The sequence below is a fragment of the Tropicimonas sp. IMCC34043 genome (genome assembly GCF_003390845.1).
GTDB lineage: Bacteria > Pseudomonadota > Alphaproteobacteria > Rhodobacterales > Rhodobacteraceae > Tropicimonas.
Window position 1 is genome coordinate 1,766,744 of record NZ_QMEK01000001.1, and the last position, 17,572, is coordinate 1,784,315.

Consider the following 17,572-nt stretch of genomic DNA (forward strand, 5'->3'; position numbering starts at 1 on the left):
GAGACGACTGTGTCACGCGATCAATTGCTGATGAAGACCTGGCTGCGCAAGAACCCGCACGTCCGTGCGATACGGGTCGCTGCGGCCGATCTGAATGGGCAGCCCCGCGGCAAACGGGTTCCGGTGCGTTTTGCCGACAAGCTGATCGAGGATGGAACCCGCTTTCCTATGTCGGTCCTCAACCTCGACATCTGGGGGGAGGACATCGACAACAGCCCGCTGGTTCTGGCCAGCGGCGACCGCGATGGCGTGCTGCAGGCCACGGAACGCGGCTTTCTGCCGATGCCGTGGCTTGATACGCCCACCGGGTTGTTGCCGATCTGGATGTTTCACGAGGATGGCCGCCCCTATGGCGGGGATCCCCGTCATGCCCTTGCCAACGTGGTCGCACGCTATGCCGACCGCGGGTTGACCCCCGTGGTCGCGGTCGAACTGGAGTTCTTCCTGATCGACGACAGCGGCCGACAATTGCGGGTACCGGCCTCGCCAAACACCGGCAAGCGCCGCACGATGGGCGAGATCCTGTCGCTTCGGGCGCTCGATGTGTTCGACAAGTTCTTCACCGAGCTTTACGACGCCTGCGAGGCCATGGACATTCCCGCCGACACGGCGATCTCCGAGGCGGGGATCGGCCAGTTCGAGATCAACCTGATGCACCAGGAAGACGCACTGCGCGCCGCCGACGATGCCTGGTTGTTCAAGATGCTGGTCAAGGGACTTGCCCGCCGGCACGGGTTCGCGGCGAGCTTCATGGCCAAACCCTACGAGGATTACGCGGGCTCGGGGCTGCATATGCACTTCTCGGTGCTCGACAAGAACGGCAGCAACATCTTCGACGATGGCGGCGAACAGGGCAGCAACCTGTTGCTCCACGCCATTGCCGGCTGCATGAATGCGATGTCGGGCTGCACGCTGGTATTCGCGCCCCACGCCAACAGCTATGACCGGATGGTGCCCGGCGCCCACGCGCCGACCGGCATCTGCTGGGCCTATGAAAACCGCACCACGGCGGTCCGTATCCCAAGCGGCAATCACAAGGCGCGCCGGATCGAACATAGGTTGTCGGGCGGCGACGTGAACCCCTATCTGACCATTGCGGCGGTTCTGGGCGCGGCCCTGAACGGCATCGAGGATGGCCAGATGCCCCCCGACCCCATCACCGGCAACGCCTATATGCTCGATCTTCCCACGATCCCGACGGATTGGAAAAGCGCCATCGACACCTTCGAGGCCTGCCCCGAGACGGCGCGGATCTTCGCCCCCGAACTCATCCGCAACTATGTGATGACGAAGCGGCAGGAGCTGATGTATATGGCGGAAACCTCCAAGGAAGATCAGACCAACCTATATATCGACACGGTCTGACACCACACGAGAGCACACTCCCATGCTGATCGGCATTCTCCAGACGGGCCACGTCGCCGCTGAACTTCAATCCGAATTCGGCGAATACGCCGACATGTTCCAGCGCCTGCTGTCCGGGCGCGACTTCGCCTTCCAGACCTGGAATGTGGTCGATGGCGAATTCCCCCCCGGCCCCGAGGCGGCGGACGGCTGGATCATCACCGGCTCGCGCCACGGCGTCTACGAAGATCACCCCTGGATCCCGCCGCTCGAGGATCTGGTCCGTGCCATCCGCGACAGCGGCCGGCCGCTGGTCGGGATCTGCTTTGGCCACCAGATCATCGCCCAGGCGCTTGGCGGCAAGGTCGTGAAATTCCCCGGTGGCTGGTCGGTCGGCCGCACCGATTTCACAATCGATGGCGCGCATGTGGCGCTGAACGCCTGGCATCAGGATCAGGTCGTCGTCCCGCCGCCGGGGGCCGAAACCATCGGAAGCTCGGAATTCTGCGAGCACGCGGCCCTTGCGATCGGCGACAGCATCCTGACCCTGCAGCCGCACCCGGAGTTCGACGCCGGCGTGATCGGGGGGCTGATCCGCGTGCGCGGCGACGCCCTTCCCGGCCAACTGACCCGGCACGCCGCCGATGCGCTCGAAAAGCCGACCGACAACGACCGCTTCGCGCAGCGGATCGGCGATTTTCTGGCCCGCGAGCGCGGCTGACCGGGGTCGTTCGCTGCCCATATCGCGGCGCGCCCTGCCCGCACGCCGCGGCATTTTCTGCCGCAAGTCCAAGTTTGCCTTTTACGAATCCGGAAACTCGCCTACAGAAATCCCGAAAGTACCAAGCAGTTTTCGTCGGAGGGCCCCCGCGTGACCCAAAAGCTCGCTCCAAATGTCTATGACGCCGAAGCGATCCCGGATGCGGCAAGGGACGAAATCCACCGGCTGCTGAGTACGGGCGACCTGTTTCGCTATACCGCGCCGCAGGATGCGCCGGTCGCCTTGCTGGAACGCGAGTTCGCCGCATTCATGGGCGTGAAATATGCGCTGGCGGTCTCGTCGTGTTCGTCGGCACTGTTCCTGTCGCTGAAGGCGCTCGACCTGCCGCGCGGCGCGGGGGTTCTTCTGCCCGCCTTCACCTTCGCGGCCGTGCCGTCTGCGGTCATCCACGCCGACCTCCGCCCCGTGCTGGTCGAATGCGGTCGCGACTATCGCATCGATCTGGCCGATTTCGAGGCGAAGCTGACCGACGGGATCGGCGCAATCGTCATCAGCCACATGCGCGGCCACACCTCTGACATGGACAGGATCATGGCGCTGGCCGAAGCGCACGGCATTCCGGTCATCGAGGATGCCGCGCATTCGCTCGGCACCACCTGGGCTGGGCGCAACATTGGTACGATCGGCCGGATCGGCTGTTTCTCGTTCCAGTCCTACAAGCTGATCAATGCCGGCGAGGGCGGGATTCTCGTGACCGACGATGCCGATCTGATCGCGCGGGCCGTCATCATGTCGGGCGCCTACGAGCACAACTGGAAAAAGCACGACGGGCTGACCGAGGCCTTCGCGCGCTGGCAGAACCGCCTGCCGCTGTACAACATGCGGATGGGCAACCTGTCGGCGGCAGTGATCCGGCCGCAGCTGGGCGAAGTGGCGCGCCGGGTGCGGGACGGGCGTGCCAACCACGACTATGTGGCAGCGCGGCTGAACGCCTGCCTCTGGCTTGAGGTTCCGCCACCGCTGCCGCCCGAGGCGCGGGCGCCGGATTCGATCCAGTTCAACCTGATTGGCATGAGCGACGCCGAGGTCGCGGGCTTTGCCGCAGCCTCCGAGGCCGCCGGGGTCAAGGTTCAGGTGTTCGGGATGAGCGCGGACAATGCGCGCGCGTTCTGGAACTGGCAGTTCATCGAGGGTGGCCCGCCCGAGCTGCCGATGACCCGCGCCATGCTGATGCGTGCCTGCGACGCCAGGTTGCCGGCCCGGCTGACGCAGCCCGAGCTTGACACAATTGCCGCGGCCCTTGTCGATGCCGCCGAACGGGTGATGGACCCCGAGGTCGCCTACGGCACCTGACGCGATGGAGGGCAGCGCCGCCCGGGCTCCGCGCGCATTCAGCCGTGGCGCCTAAAGTACCCGCAGCGTATCGCCAAGCCAGGGCATGCGCGCCCGCGCCTCGGTCACGATCATCTCTTGCAGCAGCGGTTTCAGCCGGTCGGCCAGCCGGCCCGGCATGTCCTGCAGCACGCCCGCCCGCGCGGTCAGCGAGATCCGCCGCGACAGCGGCGCGAAGGGCAGCGGCAGCACGTCGGCATCATCGCGGAACCGGCGGGCATGGAGATACCCGAGCGGGGTCAGGATGGTCCAGCCGGCGCCCGAGGCCACCATCGCCATGATCGCGTGATAGCTGTCGATCTCGAAGCGATGACTGAGTCGCAGCCGCTGCTGTGCGAGGTGGGCCGAGATCTGGCGGCCCATCAGTTGCCGTTCGGTATAATGGATCAGCGGCATCCGGCGAAGGTGCGGCATCGCCTCGTCGCCCGGCGGGATCGCCCCCTTGGGAACGGCGACGATGAAGGGCTCCTCGAGCAGCGGATGAACCTCGGCCCAGGCCATCGCCTCGGTGCCGGGATCGGCCGCCACAATGACGTCGAGCGCGCGGGTCTCGAGCTGGTCATGCAGGCGGTGGCTCGCCCCGGTCTCGAGCAGGAAGCGGCATTGCTGCAACTCCCCCCCCATGTCCGAGATCAGCCGCGGGGTCACATCGGAATCGAAATCCTCGATCATCCCCAGACGCAGATCGGTCAGATTGGCAAGGTCGCGCACGGCCAGCTCGGTGCGGGCCTGCATCGCCTCGTTCCAGATCCGTTGCGCCCGCAGGCGGAACATCGCGCCGGACGGCGTCAGTTGCGCGGGCCGGCGGCTGCGGTCGATCAGAACCACGCCAAGCGCCGTTTCAAGATTGCTGAGTTGCTGGCTGACCGCCGAGGGACTGGCGCCAAGCCGGCGCGCCGCAGCCGAGACCGAGCCCTCCTCGGCCGCAGCCAGGAAAACCTCGATCCCCCACAGGGTCACCCGCCCGGCATTGTCGGTCATGCGTCACCTCTCGGGCGGGTTCTGTCGTCCCGCGATCGAGCGGGTTACTCCCCGAGTTTGGCGAGCTTGGATTGCAGGTCGGCAAGCTGTCGCTTGATCTCGACCAGATCCTCGCCGGGATCCGAACGCGCCACAGAGGCATCGTCCCGCCGCGCCGGCCATTGACCAATCCCGCCTGTCATCGTCTTGAGGAACGCCGCCTGCTGGGTCTGGATCGCCTCGAACCCGGGCATCTTGGCCATCGGGTTGATCTTGCCCATGTTCTCCATCATCTTCTGCTGCCCGTCGCGCAGCATCTCGAAGGACATGGCCAGGAACTGGGGAACGATGCTGCCAGTCTGCGTGGAGTAACTGCGCACGAGATCGGTCAAGACGTCGATGGGCAGGACGCTTTCGCCCTTGCTCTCGTGCTCGGCGATGATCTGCAACAGGTACTGTCGGGTCAGGTTGTCGCCGGATTTGAGATCGACGATCTGAACCTCACGTCCGCCCCGGATGAACCCTGCAATATCCTCCAACGTAACGTAATCGCTGGTCTCGGTGTTATAGAGCCGACGGCTGGCGTAACGTTTAATCAGAAGCGGCTTGTCTTCAACCACCCCGTACCCTCCCTGTTGCGGTGCAGCAAAGCCTAGACGACGCTGACGCAAAAGGAAAGGGCGGGCTTTACAGCCCGCCCGAACTCGTTCCGTCCGGAGAGGACAGGAAACCGAAGCAATGGTTACGTGGTCCGCGCCTCAGTTGGCGGCGGTGGTTGCCTTCTTGGCGGCAGCGGTGACTTCCTCGGTCGCCTTCTTGACGGCGGCAGTCGCGTCTTCCGAGAAGTCCTTGCCAGCTGCCAGCATCAGCTCGACGGTTTCCATCTGAACCTTCTTGGCCACTTCCGAGAACGACGCCATGACTTCGGCGATCATCTCGGCCTGCGAAGAGGCGTATTCGGTGAGGGCCTTCGAGTATTCGGTCGGATCCTCTTTCAGCTTGGTGACTTCACCGAGCTTGGAGAGGGTGTCCTTGGTCCACTTCGAGGAAATCTCGGCGGATTTCTCGGCAGCTTCCAGAGCCACTTTCGACATCTTCTCGCCAAGGGCGGCGGTGTTCTTGAAAGCGTCCTGCATTGCACCGGAATCCATCGGGAAGGAGCCCATCATGTCTTGCATCATTTTGGTGATCTCATCGGTCTTCGTCATGTCATCGTCTCCTGCTAGGGGTCGAAATGCCATGCAATCAACCCATTCATCGTCTGCAGCCAAGATATAGATGCTGCATTGCAGAATGACAACCCGCTAATGCTGCAGTGCAGCATTATTTTCGGCAATTATTGGCCGAGAAGACCCGTCACAGGCTCGAGCCCGGACGCACATAGCGGCCGGGGGCCGGACAGAGCGGCGGATGGGCGTCGTCTCCGGGGGTGCGGGCCGGAACCTGGGCCCCGGACCGCCGCCGCAGCCAGGCTTCCCAGTGCGGCCACCACGATCCCTGATGGAATTCGGCGCCAGCCTGCCAGGCCTCGGGCGACAATGTCATATCGTCGTTGGTGTAGTGGCCGTACTTCTTTTTCGACGGCGGGTTGACGATGCCGGCGATGTGGCCCGATTCCGAGAGGACAAAGGATTTCTGCCGCGAGCCCATCTGGCGGACACCGTTGTAGCTCGCCTTCCAGGCCGCGATATGGTCGGTCTCGCAGGCGATGGCGCAAAGCGGCACATCGACGTCCTTGAGCGTCAGCGTCTCGCCGAACAACTTGAAGCCGCTGGTGGCGAATTTGTCCTGCTGGCAGAGCCCCCGCAAATACTCGATCGTCATTGTCGCCGGCAGGTTGGTGCCGTCGCCGTTCCAGTAGAGCAGATCGAACGCCGGCGGCGCCTCGCCCATCATGTAGTTGCGAATTGCCGGCGCATAGATCAGGTCGTTGCTGCGCAGGAACGAGAAGGTGCGCGACATGAAGAACGAATCGAGGATACCGGCGCGTGTCACCTCCTCTTCGATCGCCTCGAGGAAATCGTCGTCCAGAAACACCCCCATCTCGCCCAGATCCGAGAAATCGGTGAGCGTGGTGAAGAAGGTGGCCGACCGGACAGACCTGTCGCCGCGCCGGTTCATCAATGCGAGCGCGAGGGCGAGCGTCGTGCCGGCAATGCAATAGCCGATGGCGTTGACCTTGGGCTCGCGGGTGATCTGTTTGACCTGTTCGATCGCCGTCAGGAACCCCTCGTCGATGTAGGTCTCCATGCTTGTATCGGCATAGCTCGGATCGGGGTTGACCCAGGACACCACGAAGACGGTATAGCCCTGATCGACGATCCACTTGATCAGCGAATTCTGCGGCTTCAGGTCGAGAATGTAGAACTTGTTGATCCAGGGCGGGAAGATCAGCAACGGCGTCCGGCACACCGTCTCGGTCGTCGGCGTGTACTGGATCAGCTCGAACAACCGGTTGCGGAACACCACCTCGCCAGGCGTCGTCGCCAGGTTCTCGCCGATTGAAAAGGCGTTCTTGTCGGCCAGCGTCACCACCAGATCGCCATTGTTCGTCTCGAGGTCGCGAACGAGGTTCTCGAGCCCGTCGACCAGCGACTGCCCCTCGGTCTCGACGGCCTTCGACAGCGCCTCGGGGTTGGTCGACAGGAAGTTCGCCGGGCTGAACATGTCCACGAGCTGGCGCGAGAAATATTCGAGCCGCCGCTTGTCCTTCGGGTCGATGTTCTCGATGTCCTCGACCGCCCGGGCGATGGCCTCGCTGGTAAACAGGTACTGCTGCTTGATGAAGTTGAAATAGGGGTGTGTCCGCCAGAGATCGCCGGCAAAGCGACGGTCGACCGGTGTCGGATCCTCGGGCGCCTTCAATTGGCCGCCGACCAGGGCGTGCTGGGCATCGACATAGTGCTTCAGCGTCTTGCCCCAGTAGCTGATCTGATGTTCGAGGATCTTCGAGGGGTTCCGGACCATCTCGTTCATGTAGGCCGAGGCCGCCCGCATGAACAGGTCGTTGCCGGGCGCCTGCAGCGACGGGTCGATCTGCCGATGTTGCGCCAGGGCCGTCACAAGCCGCTGCGACAAAGCCTCGATCTTGGCAAGATTTTTTGTGAGTTGGTCCTGGGCGACATCACCGGTCGCGTGATCGGTTGTCATGTGCGACGTTCCCCCCTACGTTTCGCCCCGGTATTTATATTTGCAGGTATGCATGGACAAAGCGACCAATTGTTCCGTGTACCGTTGCGTAGGAGCGCGCACATAATGAAGCACATGGCCACATACGACATGATGGAAAGCCTTCGTATCACCAACGAATGGCTCGGGTCCACGATGAAGGCAGCCTGTTCCTATCCAGCTTTCGGACTGGCGGTCAACCCGCTGTTGCAGTTGACCGCAGCCTGGGGCGAGGTCACCGAACGCAGCTATGCCAGAATGGTTGTGAAGCCCGACTGGAACATCCAGTCGGTGGTCGGTGTCGACGGGCGCGACCATCTGGTCGACATCGTCACCACGATCGAAAAGCCGTTCGGAAACCTTGTGCATTTCGAGGTTCAGGGACGTCCGCAGATGCCGCGCAAGGTGCTGGTCGTGGCGCCGATGTCGGGCCATTACGCCACGCTGCTGCGCTCGACGGTCTACAGCCTGCTGCCCGATTGCGAGATCTACATCACCGACTGGAAGAACGCCCGCGACATCCCGGTGTCGGCCGGCAAGTTCGACATCGAGGACTATACGCTCTATCTGGCCGAGTTCATAAGACACCTCGGCCCCGACACCCATGTAATCGCAGTCTGTCAGCCCGCGCCGCTGACGCTTGCCGCCACCGCCTATCTGGCCGAATCAGACCCGGCCGCCCAGCCCAACTCGCTGATCCTGATCGGCGGGCCGATCGACCCCGATGCCAGCCCGACCGAGGTTACCGATTTCGGCCGCCGCGTCACCATGGGCCAGCTCGAACATCACGTGCTTCAGCGGGTGGGGTTCAAGTTCGCGGGGGCGGGACGCATGGTCTATCCCGGGCTGCAACAGCTTGCCTCGTTCATGGCAATGAACGCCGAGACCCACGCAACCGCGTTCATGGACCAGATCGTGCGCGTCGCCCAGGGCAAGGCACAGGACTATGACCGCCACAACCGGTTCTATGATGAATACCTGGCCGTGATGGACATGCCGGCCGAGTTCTACCTGTCGACGGTAGAGCGGATCTTCAAGAACCGCGAGATCGCGCGCGACGTCTTTACCGTGAACGGACGCGCCGTGAACATCGAGGCGATCACCGACGTTGGCGTGATGACGGTCGAGGGCTCGAAGGACGATATTTCGGCACCGGGGCAATGCGTTGCGGCGCTGAAACTGCTGACCGGGCTCGATCCGTCACGCAAGGCCAGTCATCTCGAACCCGGCGCCGGCCATTATGGCATCTTTGCGGGCAAGTCCTGGCGCAACAATATCCGGCCATTGGTGCTGGAGTTCATCGACGCCAACATGACCCACGAACGGCGCCGGATGCAGTTTGCCAACGTGCAGACGCTGCATTCGCGCTGACCCTCCGGGGCGGCGTCAGGCCTCTGGCATCGGCGGATAGGCGATGCCGCGAAACTGCGGGAAATCGGCATAGCGGCGGGCACGTCCGGGTTCGGGCGGCTGCCCGTGCCGGTGCAGCGTGCCCTTTGGCGGGATATAGCTGTCGATCCGGCCCTCGGGGTCCTCGCGCCAGGTCAGGTTGAAGGCGGCGTTGCGCGGAAAGAACTGGGCCGCGTGCATCGGGAGGTGGTCGAAAAGCCACCACGCAAGGTCGCGCCAGTCGCGTCCGGCCGCGTATTGCGGCGCGAACCAGGGGATCACGATCGAGGCGCAGGCCCCCAGCCGCCCTGCCCCGTCGCGCCGGTCCCAGATGTGGTTCGCAAAACTTCGTTCATTGGCGGCGCATTTCTGCGGCCGCACCGCCGTCGCCCCGAAATGGTTGAGCGCCGACGAGCGATAGCCTGATCGGACGTCGATTGGCCCGAAGGTCTCGACCAGCGGTTCGAGCAGATCCTCGGCCAGATGCCTGCCAGCCGCGATGGCAAGCGACGGGTCGTCGGGGATGTTGGGACGCCCGTGGAAATTGCCGATCTCGGAATGCAGGAAGTCGCGCATCGTGAAATGCCGCGACAGCCGCACCCGGCCAAGGTCTTCAAGCGCGACAAAGCTTTGCGGCCGCCTCACACATCTTCCCACTGAAAGGCACCGTCCGGTCCGAGCGGCGAGAACGGGTTCCAGGCGACTTCCCAGACATGCCCGTCGGGATCGGCGAAATATCCCACATGCCCCCCCCAGAAGATGTCCGCAGCGGGCCGCAACACCCGCCCGCCGGCCGCCTGGACCCGCGCGAGCAGTTCGTCCACCTCGTCGCGTTCGCGGACGTTGTAGGAAAGCGTCAGCCCGGTGAACCCGCCCGGGCTATCGGTCAGGCCGATGTCCCGTGCCAGCAATGTCCGCGAGTAAAGCGCAAGCGCCTGCCCGATGAGGTTGAAGACGACGACGCCATCCTCGCTGACCGCGCGCTGCCACCCGAGTGCGGAATAGAACTCTTCCGCCCGTGCCGGATCCTCGACCCCCAAGGTGATCAGGCTGACCCGCTGCTCCATACTTACTCTCCTGTTCAAATACCTTCAGCCCAGTCCAGAATAATCTGCACTGTCTGCTCGGTCTGGCCGGGGCTCATGATGTCCCCCGCAATAACATGGGATCCGGGATCGTCACCCGGCCCCATGACTCGCAAGTCACGCGCCTTCGACCCTCCCCATTCGGCATAGACCGTGTCGGCCGCGGCGGAAACAACCACCTGATCTTTGACCGAATAAAGAAACAACGCCGGAACCCTTGTTGCTGCGAAATCAGCCTTCATGGTTTCCTGCACCAATGCCTGCAGCGGAACGGCCGCAATGGTCGGATAATTGGTCGTCCACCAGGCGGCATGTCCTGCACTGCGTGGCTCGAACCCCCGTTCCGGGGCAACCAGCGGCCCCCATTGCCGGACCCAGGGCAGGCCCAGCAGGAAGGCGGCAGGACTGTTGATCCGGTAGTTGGGCGAGATCAGCACCACCCCCGCCATCCCCTGCGACAGCACGGGATCGGTTGCGGCAAGCGTGGCAAGCGTGCCGCCGCTCGATGTGCCGATCAGCAGGACGCGCCCGCCGATCCGGCGGCCAATCGCCATAGCCTCGGCCAGATCGGCGATCCAGTCGCCTGCGACCGGTTCCGCCATCGCCGGGCCATCGCGCCCGTGTCCGGCCAGACGGGTGAAGAACAGATTGGCCCCCAGCCCGGCCGCAACCTCGTCAGGGACCGGGCGGATCTCCTCCGAAGTGGCGGAAAAGCCGTGCAGATAGACCACCGACAGCGGCGTGGCGACGCCCGGCTCGCCGGCCCAGACGATGCGCTTTTCGGCCCCCGGTCTCAGGTTTGGCACCGCCGCCTCGCGTTCGGCAAGCCAGGCGTCGAGATCCGCGGGCAGGCTTGCCGGATCGACCGTCGCGCTGCGATCCACAGGCTCGCGCGGGCCGAAGAACAGGGCCGCGGCGACCGCAAGGATCAGGATCAGAACCAGCGTGCCGAGCAACTTCATGCGGCGCCCCCCGATCCCGATCCGGCGGCGAGTCCAGTCAGGATCTCTTCGATTGACGCGACGATCATCGCCAGCGCCTCGGGCGAGGAAAAGCGGTGGTCTGCCCCCTTGACCAGCGTCAGCCGGATGTCCGGCCCCTCGGCATGATCGAGGATCCGCAGCGCGACCGACATGTCGACCTCGGCATCCGCCGTACCCTGGAACATCCGGGTCGGGAACGGCAGCGCAAGGGGGTCGCGCAGCACCAGCTGGTTGCGCCCGTCCTCGATCAGCCTTTGAGTGATGACCAGCGGCTCGCCATAGTCGGACGGCACCGCCACCTGCCCGCTTGCCGCCATCTCGGCTCGCTGGGCATCGGTGAACCCCGACCACATCATGTCTTCGGTAAAATCGGGCGCGGCGGCAATGGTGACCAGCCCCGCAATCCGCTGTGGCATCGCGCGTGCCATCAGCAACGAGATCCAGCCGCCCATGGACGAACCGACAAGCAGCAGCGGCCCCTCGGTCAGTTCTGTCAGCGCCGCGGCGGCATCCTCGGCCCAGTCGCCGATGCAGCCATCCTCGAACTGGCCCTCGCTCTCGCCATGGCCGGAATAGTCAAACCGCAGGAAGCCCTGCCCCCGCGCCTGCGCCCAGGCGTCGAGATGTTCGGCCTTGGTGCCCATCATGTCCGACCGCAGCCCGCCAAGGAACACAACCATAGGACCAGCGCCGTCGCGCCGACGCCAGGCGATGCGCCTTGAGTCATCGGTCCGCATGTAATTTGGCTCGCCCATTGGTTGCGGTCTCCCCGGTTTCCTGCCTGCCGACAGACTAGCCGAAGGGAACGATACCGCAAGCCGCGCACGTGCCGCATTGTCTTGGAACAGCGCCGGGACGGAAGCTCAGGATCCTGCCAGCACCCCGGCCGCCTGTTCAAGCGCGCCCGCCCCATGCGGGATGCCAAGCGCCTTGAGCGCGATGTCGATGGATCCCAATGCCCCCATGATCATCTGGGCGTTGACATGGCCCATGTGGCCAATTCGAAAGGATCGTTCCGATTTCGGATCCTCGGGCGTTGCCATCCCCAGCCCGAGGCCGAAGGTCACGCCGGTATGCTCGGTCGCCCATCGGCGCAGCAGCGCACCGTTCTGCCCGCCGGCCAGGATCGCCGTAACCGCGTGGCTGCGGCAACCCGGATCGGCAATGTTGAGCTCGAGCGGCCCGCCCGCGCCCCAGGTATCGACCGCGGCCCAGATTGCGCGGGACAGCGCGGCGTGGCGCGCCCAGACCGCGCCGAGCCCCTCGTCGAGGATCAGATCGAGCGCCGTTCGAAGACCATAAAGGTGGTGGGTCGGCGCGGTGCCGCAGAAATAGTGATAGAATTCCGGCGCCTCGATCCGCGGCCGCCAGTCCCAGTAGCGCGTGACCAGATCGGCCCGGTCGCGCGCGGCATCGGCCCGGTCGTTGAAAAACACGAACCCCAGTCCCGGCGGGGTCATCAACCCCTTCTGGCTGGCCGCGATCACCAGGTCGGCCCCCCAGGCATCCATGCGGAACTCGTCGGCGCCAAGGCTCGCCACACAGTCGACCATCAGCAGCGCCGGATGTCCCAGCCTGTCGAGCAACGCGCGCAGCCCGGCGATGTCGTTTCTGACCGAACTTGCGGTGTCGACGTGCGCCACCATCACCGCGCGGATCCGGTGGTCAGGGTCGCCGGCCAGCGCCGCCTCGACCCGGGCCATATCGACCGGCGCCCGCCTGCCGAAATCCAGCCGCTTGACCGCGACCCCCATGACCTCGGCCATATCGGCCCAGCCATGCGCGAAGATACCCGTGGCCAGCGACAATGCCCGGTCGCCGCGGCTGAACACGTTGGAAAGGGCCGCCTCCCAGGCGCCATGACCGTTGCAGATATAGATCGCGACCTCGCCACTGGTTCCCGCCACCAGCTTCAGGTCGGGCAGGATCGTATCGACGATCTCGTGCAACTCGCCTTCATAGATATTGGGCGCCGGCCGATGCATGGCGCGCAGAACCTCGTCCGGCATGACCGAGGGACCGGGGATCGCGAGGTAGTGGCTACCGCGGGAAAGACTCATCTGGTGGATTCCTTCAAGACAGGCCTGATCGTGCTAGGCCCGTTGCCAGACAGCGTCAATCCGACCCGCCGCGAGGTCATTTCCTGCCGCATAGCCGTCCATCCGGGCGCGCCGCCTGCCACGCGCGCCGCTTGCCCTGCCGCCCGGTTCTGCGGTAGACCCCCGCGACGTCCGGGCGATACGCAAGCCCCCCCACCACGGCAGGATCGATGTTCGAACGCCTACAGACCTGGTTCGAAAGGATCGAACGCCGGATGCGGACGTCTTTTGGCGACGACATCTCGACTCCGACGCAGCGACGTCAGGCCTGGTGGCACTTCCAGTTGTTCGATCATGCCTTTCTGCGGGTGCCCTGGACCAATTTCGACAAGGTGGCCGAGGGCGTCTATCGGTCGAACCACCCCGACCCGCGGCGGCTTGCGCGCTACAAGAAACGCGGCATCGTGGCGGTGCTGAACCTGCGCGGCGAGGACGGCTACTCGCCCTGGCTGTTCGAGAAGGAGGCCTGCGATGCGCTCGGCCTCAAGCTCTATGTCGCCAAGATCTATGCCCGCAAGGCCGCGCGACGCAACGAGATCATCGCCCTGATCGACATCATGCGGACGATCGAGAAGCCCTTTGTCATGCACTGCAAGTCGGGCGCCGACCGGGCGGGCTTTGCCTCGGTGCTCTACAAGGCGATCATCGAGGGCGTGCCGGTCGCCGAGGCGCGCAAGCATCTGGCGCTGAAATACATCCACCTCGACTGGACCGCGACCGGCATCGTCGACCACATCATCGACATGTACGAGGCACGGAACGCCGAAAGCCCCATCACGATGGAAGAGTGGTTTCGCACCGAATATGACCACAAGGAAGCGAACCGCAGCTTTGCCGCGAAACAATCCGCGCGACGCTGCCCGCTGTTGCGCCGGCGGGCAGCGACGCCCGAGCTTACCGTCAACGACGACGACTGAGGCCCGGGGAACCGGCCCGATAGCTGCGCGCCAGCGCCTCGGGATCGGCCCCGGCCAGAAAGCGGACCAGGGTCCAGAGGTTCCGCCCGCCGCGCCTCAACCAGCCCTCGCGCTGATAGCGTTCGGCCCCGGTGCTGACCCGCGCCGGCAACATGCGCACTCGCCCCCGCAAGGCGCGCACCAGCGCCACGTCCTCCATCAGCGGGATCTCGGGATAGCCGCCGACCTCGTCATACAGCGGCCGCGCGATCAGCAATCCCTGATCGCCATAGGGCAGAGCGACCAGCCGGCTGCGCAGGTTGGCCCAGCCCGCAACCCAGACCGGCGCAAGGCCCCGCGCGCGGAACGAAAGCCGAAAGGCATGGGCAAGCTCTGGCTGCCCCAGAGCGGCGCGTACCGGCACGCTCCAGCCCGCGGGCAGGCCGGTGTCGGCATGCAGCACCAGCAGCCAGTCGCCGCGAGCTGCCGCCACCCCGCGCCGCAACTGACCGCCACGGCCCGCCGGCCCCGTGACCCAGACAGCTCCCGCCGCCTCGGCAATCCGTTCCGTCGCGTCCCTCGAACCGCCATCGCTGATCACCAGCTCGCGGATCAGCCCCTGCTCCAGCCCCTCGACGAGGTCCGGCAACAGCCGTTCCAACGCCGCGGCCGCATCGAGCGTCGGGACTACCACAGAGATCGGGCTTGGCATGGGCGGGCTCGGGGGCTGTCGGTCTGGGGTGAAGATACCTATATTACTCTACTTAGCGAAAGGGGACGGAAAATGGCAGGCGAAGCGGTATCGGGGCGGCGGGTGCTGGCGATCGAGGGGGCGGAGCGCCTGACCTTTTTGCAGGGGTTGGTCTCGAACGACGTGTCGCGGCTCGACAGCGGCCTTGTCTATGCCGCGTTGCTCAGTCCTCAGGGCAAATACCTCGCCGATTTCTTCCTGCGGCAGGACGGCGAGCGGGTGCTGCTCGACGTGGCCGAGGAACTGGCCGACGACCTGATCAAGCGGCTGACCATGTACCGGCTGCGCGCCGCGGTGAAAATCGAGCCGACCGCGCTGCATGTTGTGCGCGGACTGGGCCCCGCACCCGAAGGCGCCCTGCCCGACCCGCGCGACCCCTCGCTTGGCTGGCGGCTTTATGCGGCGGAGCCGGGCGGTCCGGAAATAACCGACTGGGACGCGATCAGGGTCGCGGCCGGTGTCCCCGAGGCGGGATCCGAGCTGATCCCGGGCGATACCTATATCCTCGAGGCCGGGTTCGACCGCGTGCATGGCGTCGATTTCCACAAGGGGTGCTATGTCGGGCAGGAGGTGACCGCCCGGATGAAGCACAAGACCGAGCTTCGCAAGGGGCTGGCGCTGGTCGGCGTCACCGGTCCCGCCGAGGCCGGGACCGAGATTCTGGCCGAGGGCCGCGCTGCGGGGCGGATTACCACGCGGGCCGGCGACCGGGCACTGGCGTGGCTGCGGTTCGACCGGGCGCGGGCCGAAATGACAGCGGGTGACGCCACGGTGACATGGGCCGGCTGAACGCGGCCGCCAGGGCGGTTCTGGGCGAGGCGGCGGTTCGCTGCGCCCCGATGAACGGCGGCGATCTGTCCGACGTGGTTCTGATCACGCTTGCCAGCGGACAGCGCGCGGTGGCCAAGACTGGCCCTTTCGTGGCGCGCGAGGCCCGGATGCTGCAGACGATCCGCGATGCCGGCGCCCCGGCGCCGGCCGTGCTGGGCCTGCATGGCGACATCCTGTTGCTCGAAGCGCTCGACGAGATGGCTCCCACAAGTGCGGGCTGGGCGGCGCTCGGCCGCGGTTTGCGCCAGCTTCATGCCACGACCGGGGCGAGCTATGGCTGGGCCGAGGATTATGGCTTTGGCAGCGTTCCCGTCATCAATACCCCGACGCCGGACTGGCCCGGGTTCTGGGCCAAGCGGCGGCTGCTGGTATTCGGCGACAGGCTGCCCGCCGACCTCGCCCGACGGGTCGAGGCGCTGGCCGCAAGGCTTCCCGAGCTACTGCCGCACGCGCCGCAGCCGGCACTGCTGCACGGCGATCTCTGGACCGGGAATGCGCTGTTTTCCGGCGACACGGCCTTTCTGATCGACCCGGCCTGCTATTTCGGCGACCCCGAGGTCGACCTCGCCATGCTGGAGCTTTTCGGCAACCCGTCGCCCGCCTTCGCCGACGCCTATGGGCCGCTGGCGCCGGGCGCCAACGCGCGGCGTCCGATCTATCAGCTCTGGCCGGCGCTGGTTCACTTCAGCCTGTTCGGCGCGGGCTATCGCGGTCTGGTCGAGCGGTGTCTTGTCGCTGCGGGGGCGTGAGTGACACATGGTTGCCACTCGCCGCCTTCAGCGCCAGCCCGCTGTCAGGCGCGTTCGTAATATTCCATGGTCTCGGTATTGACGACGATGTCCTCGTCCTGACCGACGAACGGCGGAACCATCACCTTGACCCCGTTGTCGAGGATCGCCGGCTTGAACGAGTTGGCTGCGGTCTGTCCGCGCACCACCGGCTCGGTCTCGACCACCTTGCAGGTCACCTTCTGCGGCAGGGTCGCGTTCAGCGCTTCCTGCTCGTAATACTCGACCTGGATGGTCATACCGTCCTGCAGGAAGGGCCGGCGATCGCCAAGGATCTCGGCCGGAAGTTCGATCTGCTCGAAGGTGTCGTTGTCCATGAACACCAGCATTCCGTCGGATTCATAGAGGAATTGCTGGTCTTTCTGCTCCAGACGCACACGCTCGACCTTGTCGGCACTGCGGAAGCGTTCATTCAGTTTCGTTCCGTTGCGCAGATTGCGCAACTCGACCTGGGCGAACGCGCCGCCCTTGCCGGGCTTCACATGGTCGACCTTGACCGCCCCCCAGAGGCCGCCATTGTGTTCCAGCACATTGCCGGGTCGGATTTCGTTTCCGTTGATCTTGGCCATGAAAGAGCACCACGCGAAGGTTGAACGCAATTTTCACGTCTCTATATATTCGGCACTGCAAGCTTACAAGTCGATGGCGGTTAGGACGTTAGCGCTAAAGCCATGCGCCCACTGCATGGGAGACATTCCAAAATGGAAATACCGAATCGCGACAAAACCGTCATATTCGGCCGCACGCCGAAAAGACAAGAGCAAGAATAAGGACGACGAGATGACTGATTTCGTTGACGGCACGGCTTTCAACTATGAACAGGGTCAAAGAGCACGCAAGCTCTTTGCCGCTGTGGTGTTGGCCGCGCTTGACGATGCTATTGCCGACGACAAGAAGTATGGCAACGGCCCCGAACAAATCGCCCGTTGGGCCCGGTCTCGTGACGGGCGCGAAGTGCTCAGTTGTGCCGGGATCGACCCCAACGAACGCGTTGTGTCGGGTCTTATGAAATTTGTGGAATCCGGCGTGCGTACGTCGGTCGCATTGTCGCGCGAGGAAAGCGAGCGCCGCCACGCAGCCGAACAGGCCGAAGCCGCCTGATCGCAACCGTCTGATGCACGGGCCACAAGGCGCACCCACAACGGGTGCGCCTTGGCTTTTTGCG

Annotated in this window: 19 protein-coding genes; 8 read left to right on the forward strand and 11 right to left on the reverse strand. The window is 64.8% G+C overall.

The genetic code is table 11. The annotated features are described in order from the left end of the window. Positions 1–30 precede the first annotated feature (30 nt). The 3 genes from DQG17_RS08310 (at position 31) to DQG17_RS08320 (ending at position 3,418) form a co-directional block, all read left to right on the forward strand. Positions 31–1,365 carry a glutamine synthetase family protein gene (locus tag DQG17_RS08310; RefSeq protein ID WP_116132231.1) on the forward strand — a complete coding sequence of 445 codons (1,335 nt, stop codon included), beginning with the start codon at positions 31–33 and terminating at the stop codon, positions 1,363–1,365. Positions 1,366–1,387: 22 nt separating this feature from the next. Beyond that, positions 1,388–2,065, forward strand: coding sequence for a type 1 glutamine amidotransferase (locus DQG17_RS08315; protein WP_116132232.1), 678 nt, complete (start codon positions 1,388–1,390; stop codon positions 2,063–2,065). A gap of 150 nt (positions 2,066–2,215) precedes the next feature. Then, on the forward strand, positions 2,216–3,418 hold the full coding sequence (locus DQG17_RS08320; protein ID WP_116132233.1) for a DegT/DnrJ/EryC1/StrS aminotransferase family protein: 1,203 nt from the start codon (positions 2,216–2,218) through the stop codon (positions 3,416–3,418). A 51-nt stretch (positions 3,419–3,469) separates the two neighbouring features. On the opposite strand, the gene DQG17_RS08325 is transcribed toward DQG17_RS08320, so the two are convergent. The 4 genes from DQG17_RS08325 to DQG17_RS08340 form a co-directional block, all read right to left on the reverse strand. Further along, positions 3,470–4,438, reverse strand: coding sequence for a LysR family transcriptional regulator (locus DQG17_RS08325; RefSeq protein WP_116132234.1), 969 nt, complete (start codon positions 4,436–4,438; stop codon positions 3,470–3,472). Between the two features lie 44 nt (positions 4,439–4,482). After that, entirely contained in the window at positions 4,483–5,037 is a 555-nt protein-coding gene (phaR, locus tag DQG17_RS08330) for a polyhydroxyalkanoate synthesis repressor PhaR (RefSeq protein ID WP_232829363.1), read from the reverse strand. 138 nt (positions 5,038–5,175) lie between these two features. Next, on the reverse strand, positions 5,176–5,625 hold the full coding sequence (locus DQG17_RS08335) for a phasin family protein (protein WP_116132235.1): 450 nt from the start codon (positions 5,623–5,625) through the stop codon (positions 5,176–5,178). A 148-nt stretch (positions 5,626–5,773) separates the two neighbouring features. Further along, positions 5,774–7,567 (reverse strand): alpha/beta hydrolase, encoded by a 1,794-nt coding sequence (locus tag DQG17_RS08340; RefSeq protein ID WP_116132236.1) that lies wholly within the window; start codon positions 7,565–7,567, stop codon positions 5,774–5,776. 105 nt (positions 7,568–7,672) lie between these two features. On the opposite strand from DQG17_RS08340, the gene phaZ reads away from it, so the two are divergent. Then, positions 7,673–8,956, forward strand: a complete 1,284-nt coding sequence (gene phaZ / locus DQG17_RS08345; RefSeq protein WP_116132237.1) for a polyhydroxyalkanoate depolymerase — start codon at positions 7,673–7,675, stop codon at positions 8,954–8,956. A 15-nt stretch (positions 8,957–8,971) separates the two neighbouring features. Here the strand turns inward: phaZ and DQG17_RS08350 are convergent, their stop codons facing one another. The 5 genes from DQG17_RS08350 to DQG17_RS08370 form a co-directional block, all read right to left on the reverse strand. Then, positions 8,972–9,619 carry a hypothetical protein gene (locus DQG17_RS08350; RefSeq protein ID WP_198666053.1) on the reverse strand — a complete coding sequence of 216 codons (648 nt, stop codon included), beginning with the start codon at positions 9,617–9,619 and terminating at the stop codon, positions 8,972–8,974. Then, on the reverse strand, positions 9,616–10,041 hold the full coding sequence (locus DQG17_RS08355) for a VOC family protein (RefSeq protein WP_116132238.1): 426 nt from the start codon (positions 10,039–10,041) through the stop codon (positions 9,616–9,618). The genes DQG17_RS08350 and DQG17_RS08355 overlap by 4 nt, the downstream gene beginning before the upstream one ends. Before the next feature lie 14 nt (positions 10,042–10,055). Further along, entirely contained in the window at positions 10,056–11,021 is a 966-nt protein-coding gene (locus DQG17_RS08360) for a carboxylesterase (RefSeq protein ID WP_116132239.1), read from the reverse strand. Beyond that, on the reverse strand, positions 11,018–11,797 hold the full coding sequence (locus DQG17_RS08365; protein WP_116132240.1) for a carboxylesterase: 780 nt from the start codon (positions 11,795–11,797) through the stop codon (positions 11,018–11,020). The genes DQG17_RS08360 and DQG17_RS08365 overlap by 4 nt, the downstream gene beginning before the upstream one ends. A gap of 108 nt (positions 11,798–11,905) precedes the next feature. After that, positions 11,906–13,102, reverse strand: a complete 1,197-nt coding sequence (locus tag DQG17_RS08370; protein WP_116132241.1) for an alanine--glyoxylate aminotransferase family protein — start codon at positions 13,100–13,102, stop codon at positions 11,906–11,908. A gap of 209 nt (positions 13,103–13,311) precedes the next feature. Here DQG17_RS08370 and DQG17_RS08375 point away from each other — a divergent pair, with 209 nt between their 5' ends. Continuing rightward, positions 13,312–14,058: a tyrosine-protein phosphatase gene (locus tag DQG17_RS08375; RefSeq protein WP_116132242.1), complete on the forward strand. Its 747-nt coding sequence runs from the start codon at positions 13,312–13,314 to the stop codon at positions 14,056–14,058. On the opposite strand, the gene DQG17_RS08380 is transcribed toward DQG17_RS08375, so the two are convergent. After that, positions 14,042–14,749: a TIGR04283 family arsenosugar biosynthesis glycosyltransferase gene (locus tag DQG17_RS08380; protein ID WP_116132243.1), complete on the reverse strand. Its 708-nt coding sequence runs from the start codon at positions 14,747–14,749 to the stop codon at positions 14,042–14,044. The two genes, DQG17_RS08375 and DQG17_RS08380, sit on opposite strands and share 17 nt — an antisense overlap. 72 nt (positions 14,750–14,821) lie before the next feature. Here DQG17_RS08380 and DQG17_RS08385 point away from each other — a divergent pair, with 72 nt between their 5' ends. Beyond that, positions 14,822–15,577, forward strand: a complete 756-nt coding sequence (locus DQG17_RS08385; protein WP_116132244.1) for a folate-binding protein YgfZ — start codon at positions 14,822–14,824, stop codon at positions 15,575–15,577. Further along, positions 15,565–16,368, forward strand: a complete 804-nt coding sequence (locus tag DQG17_RS08390) for a fructosamine kinase family protein (RefSeq protein ID WP_116132245.1) — start codon at positions 15,565–15,567, stop codon at positions 16,366–16,368. Before DQG17_RS08385 ends, DQG17_RS08390 begins: the two co-directional genes overlap by 13 nt. A gap of 44 nt (positions 16,369–16,412) precedes the next feature. Here the strand turns inward: DQG17_RS08390 and efp are convergent, their stop codons facing one another. Beyond that, positions 16,413–16,976 (reverse strand): elongation factor P, encoded by a 564-nt coding sequence (efp, locus tag DQG17_RS08395; protein ID WP_116132246.1) that lies wholly within the window; start codon positions 16,974–16,976, stop codon positions 16,413–16,415. A gap of 211 nt (positions 16,977–17,187) precedes the next feature. Here efp and DQG17_RS08400 point away from each other — a divergent pair, with 211 nt between their 5' ends. Further along, positions 17,188–17,508, forward strand: a complete 321-nt coding sequence (locus DQG17_RS08400; protein WP_116132247.1) for a DUF6280 family protein — start codon at positions 17,188–17,190, stop codon at positions 17,506–17,508. Positions 17,509–17,572 lie beyond the last annotated feature (64 nt).

Bases quoted from the DNA above. Each gene is read 5' to 3' on its own strand.
- DQG17_RS08355 (WP_116132238.1), bottom strand. From the start codon at position 10,041: ATGGAGCAGCGGGTCAGCCTGATCACCTTGGGGGTCGAGGATCCGGCA.
- DQG17_RS08315 (WP_116132232.1), top strand. From the start codon at position 1,388: ATGCTGATCGGCATTCTCCAGACGGGCCACGTCGCCGCTGAACTTCAA.
- DQG17_RS08375 (WP_116132242.1), top strand. From the start codon at position 13,312: ATGTTCGAACGCCTACAGACCTGGTTCGAAAGGATCGAACGCCGGATG.
- DQG17_RS08380 (WP_116132243.1), bottom strand. From the start codon at position 14,749: ATGCCAAGCCCGATCTCTGTGGTAGTCCCGACGCTCGATGCGGCCGCG.
- DQG17_RS08360 (WP_116132239.1), bottom strand. From the start codon at position 11,021: ATGAAGTTGCTCGGCACGCTGGTTCTGATCCTGATCCTTGCGGTCGCC.
- DQG17_RS08390 (WP_116132245.1), top strand. From the start codon at position 15,565: ATGGGCCGGCTGAACGCGGCCGCCAGGGCGGTTCTGGGCGAGGCGGCG.
- DQG17_RS08400 (WP_116132247.1), top strand. From the start codon at position 17,188: ATGACTGATTTCGTTGACGGCACGGCTTTCAACTATGAACAGGGTCAA.
- DQG17_RS08365 (WP_116132240.1), bottom strand. From the start codon at position 11,797: ATGGGCGAGCCAAATTACATGCGGACCGATGACTCAAGGCGCATCGCC.
- DQG17_RS08370 (WP_116132241.1), bottom strand. From the start codon at position 13,102: ATGAGTCTTTCCCGCGGTAGCCACTACCTCGCGATCCCCGGTCCCTCG.
- DQG17_RS08310 (WP_116132231.1), top strand. From the start codon at position 31: ATGAAGACCTGGCTGCGCAAGAACCCGCACGTCCGTGCGATACGGGTC.
- DQG17_RS08325 (WP_116132234.1), bottom strand. From the start codon at position 4,438: ATGACCGACAATGCCGGGCGGGTGACCCTGTGGGGGATCGAGGTTTTC.
- DQG17_RS08335 (WP_116132235.1), bottom strand. From the start codon at position 5,625: ATGACGAAGACCGATGAGATCACCAAAATGATGCAAGACATGATGGGC.
- efp (WP_116132246.1), bottom strand. From the start codon at position 16,976: ATGGCCAAGATCAACGGAAACGAAATCCGACCCGGCAATGTGCTGGAA.
- DQG17_RS08340 (WP_116132236.1), bottom strand. From the start codon at position 7,567: ATGACAACCGATCACGCGACCGGTGATGTCGCCCAGGACCAACTCACA.
- phaZ (WP_116132237.1), top strand. From the start codon at position 7,673: ATGAAGCACATGGCCACATACGACATGATGGAAAGCCTTCGTATCACC.
- DQG17_RS08385 (WP_116132244.1), top strand. From the start codon at position 14,822: ATGGCAGGCGAAGCGGTATCGGGGCGGCGGGTGCTGGCGATCGAGGGG.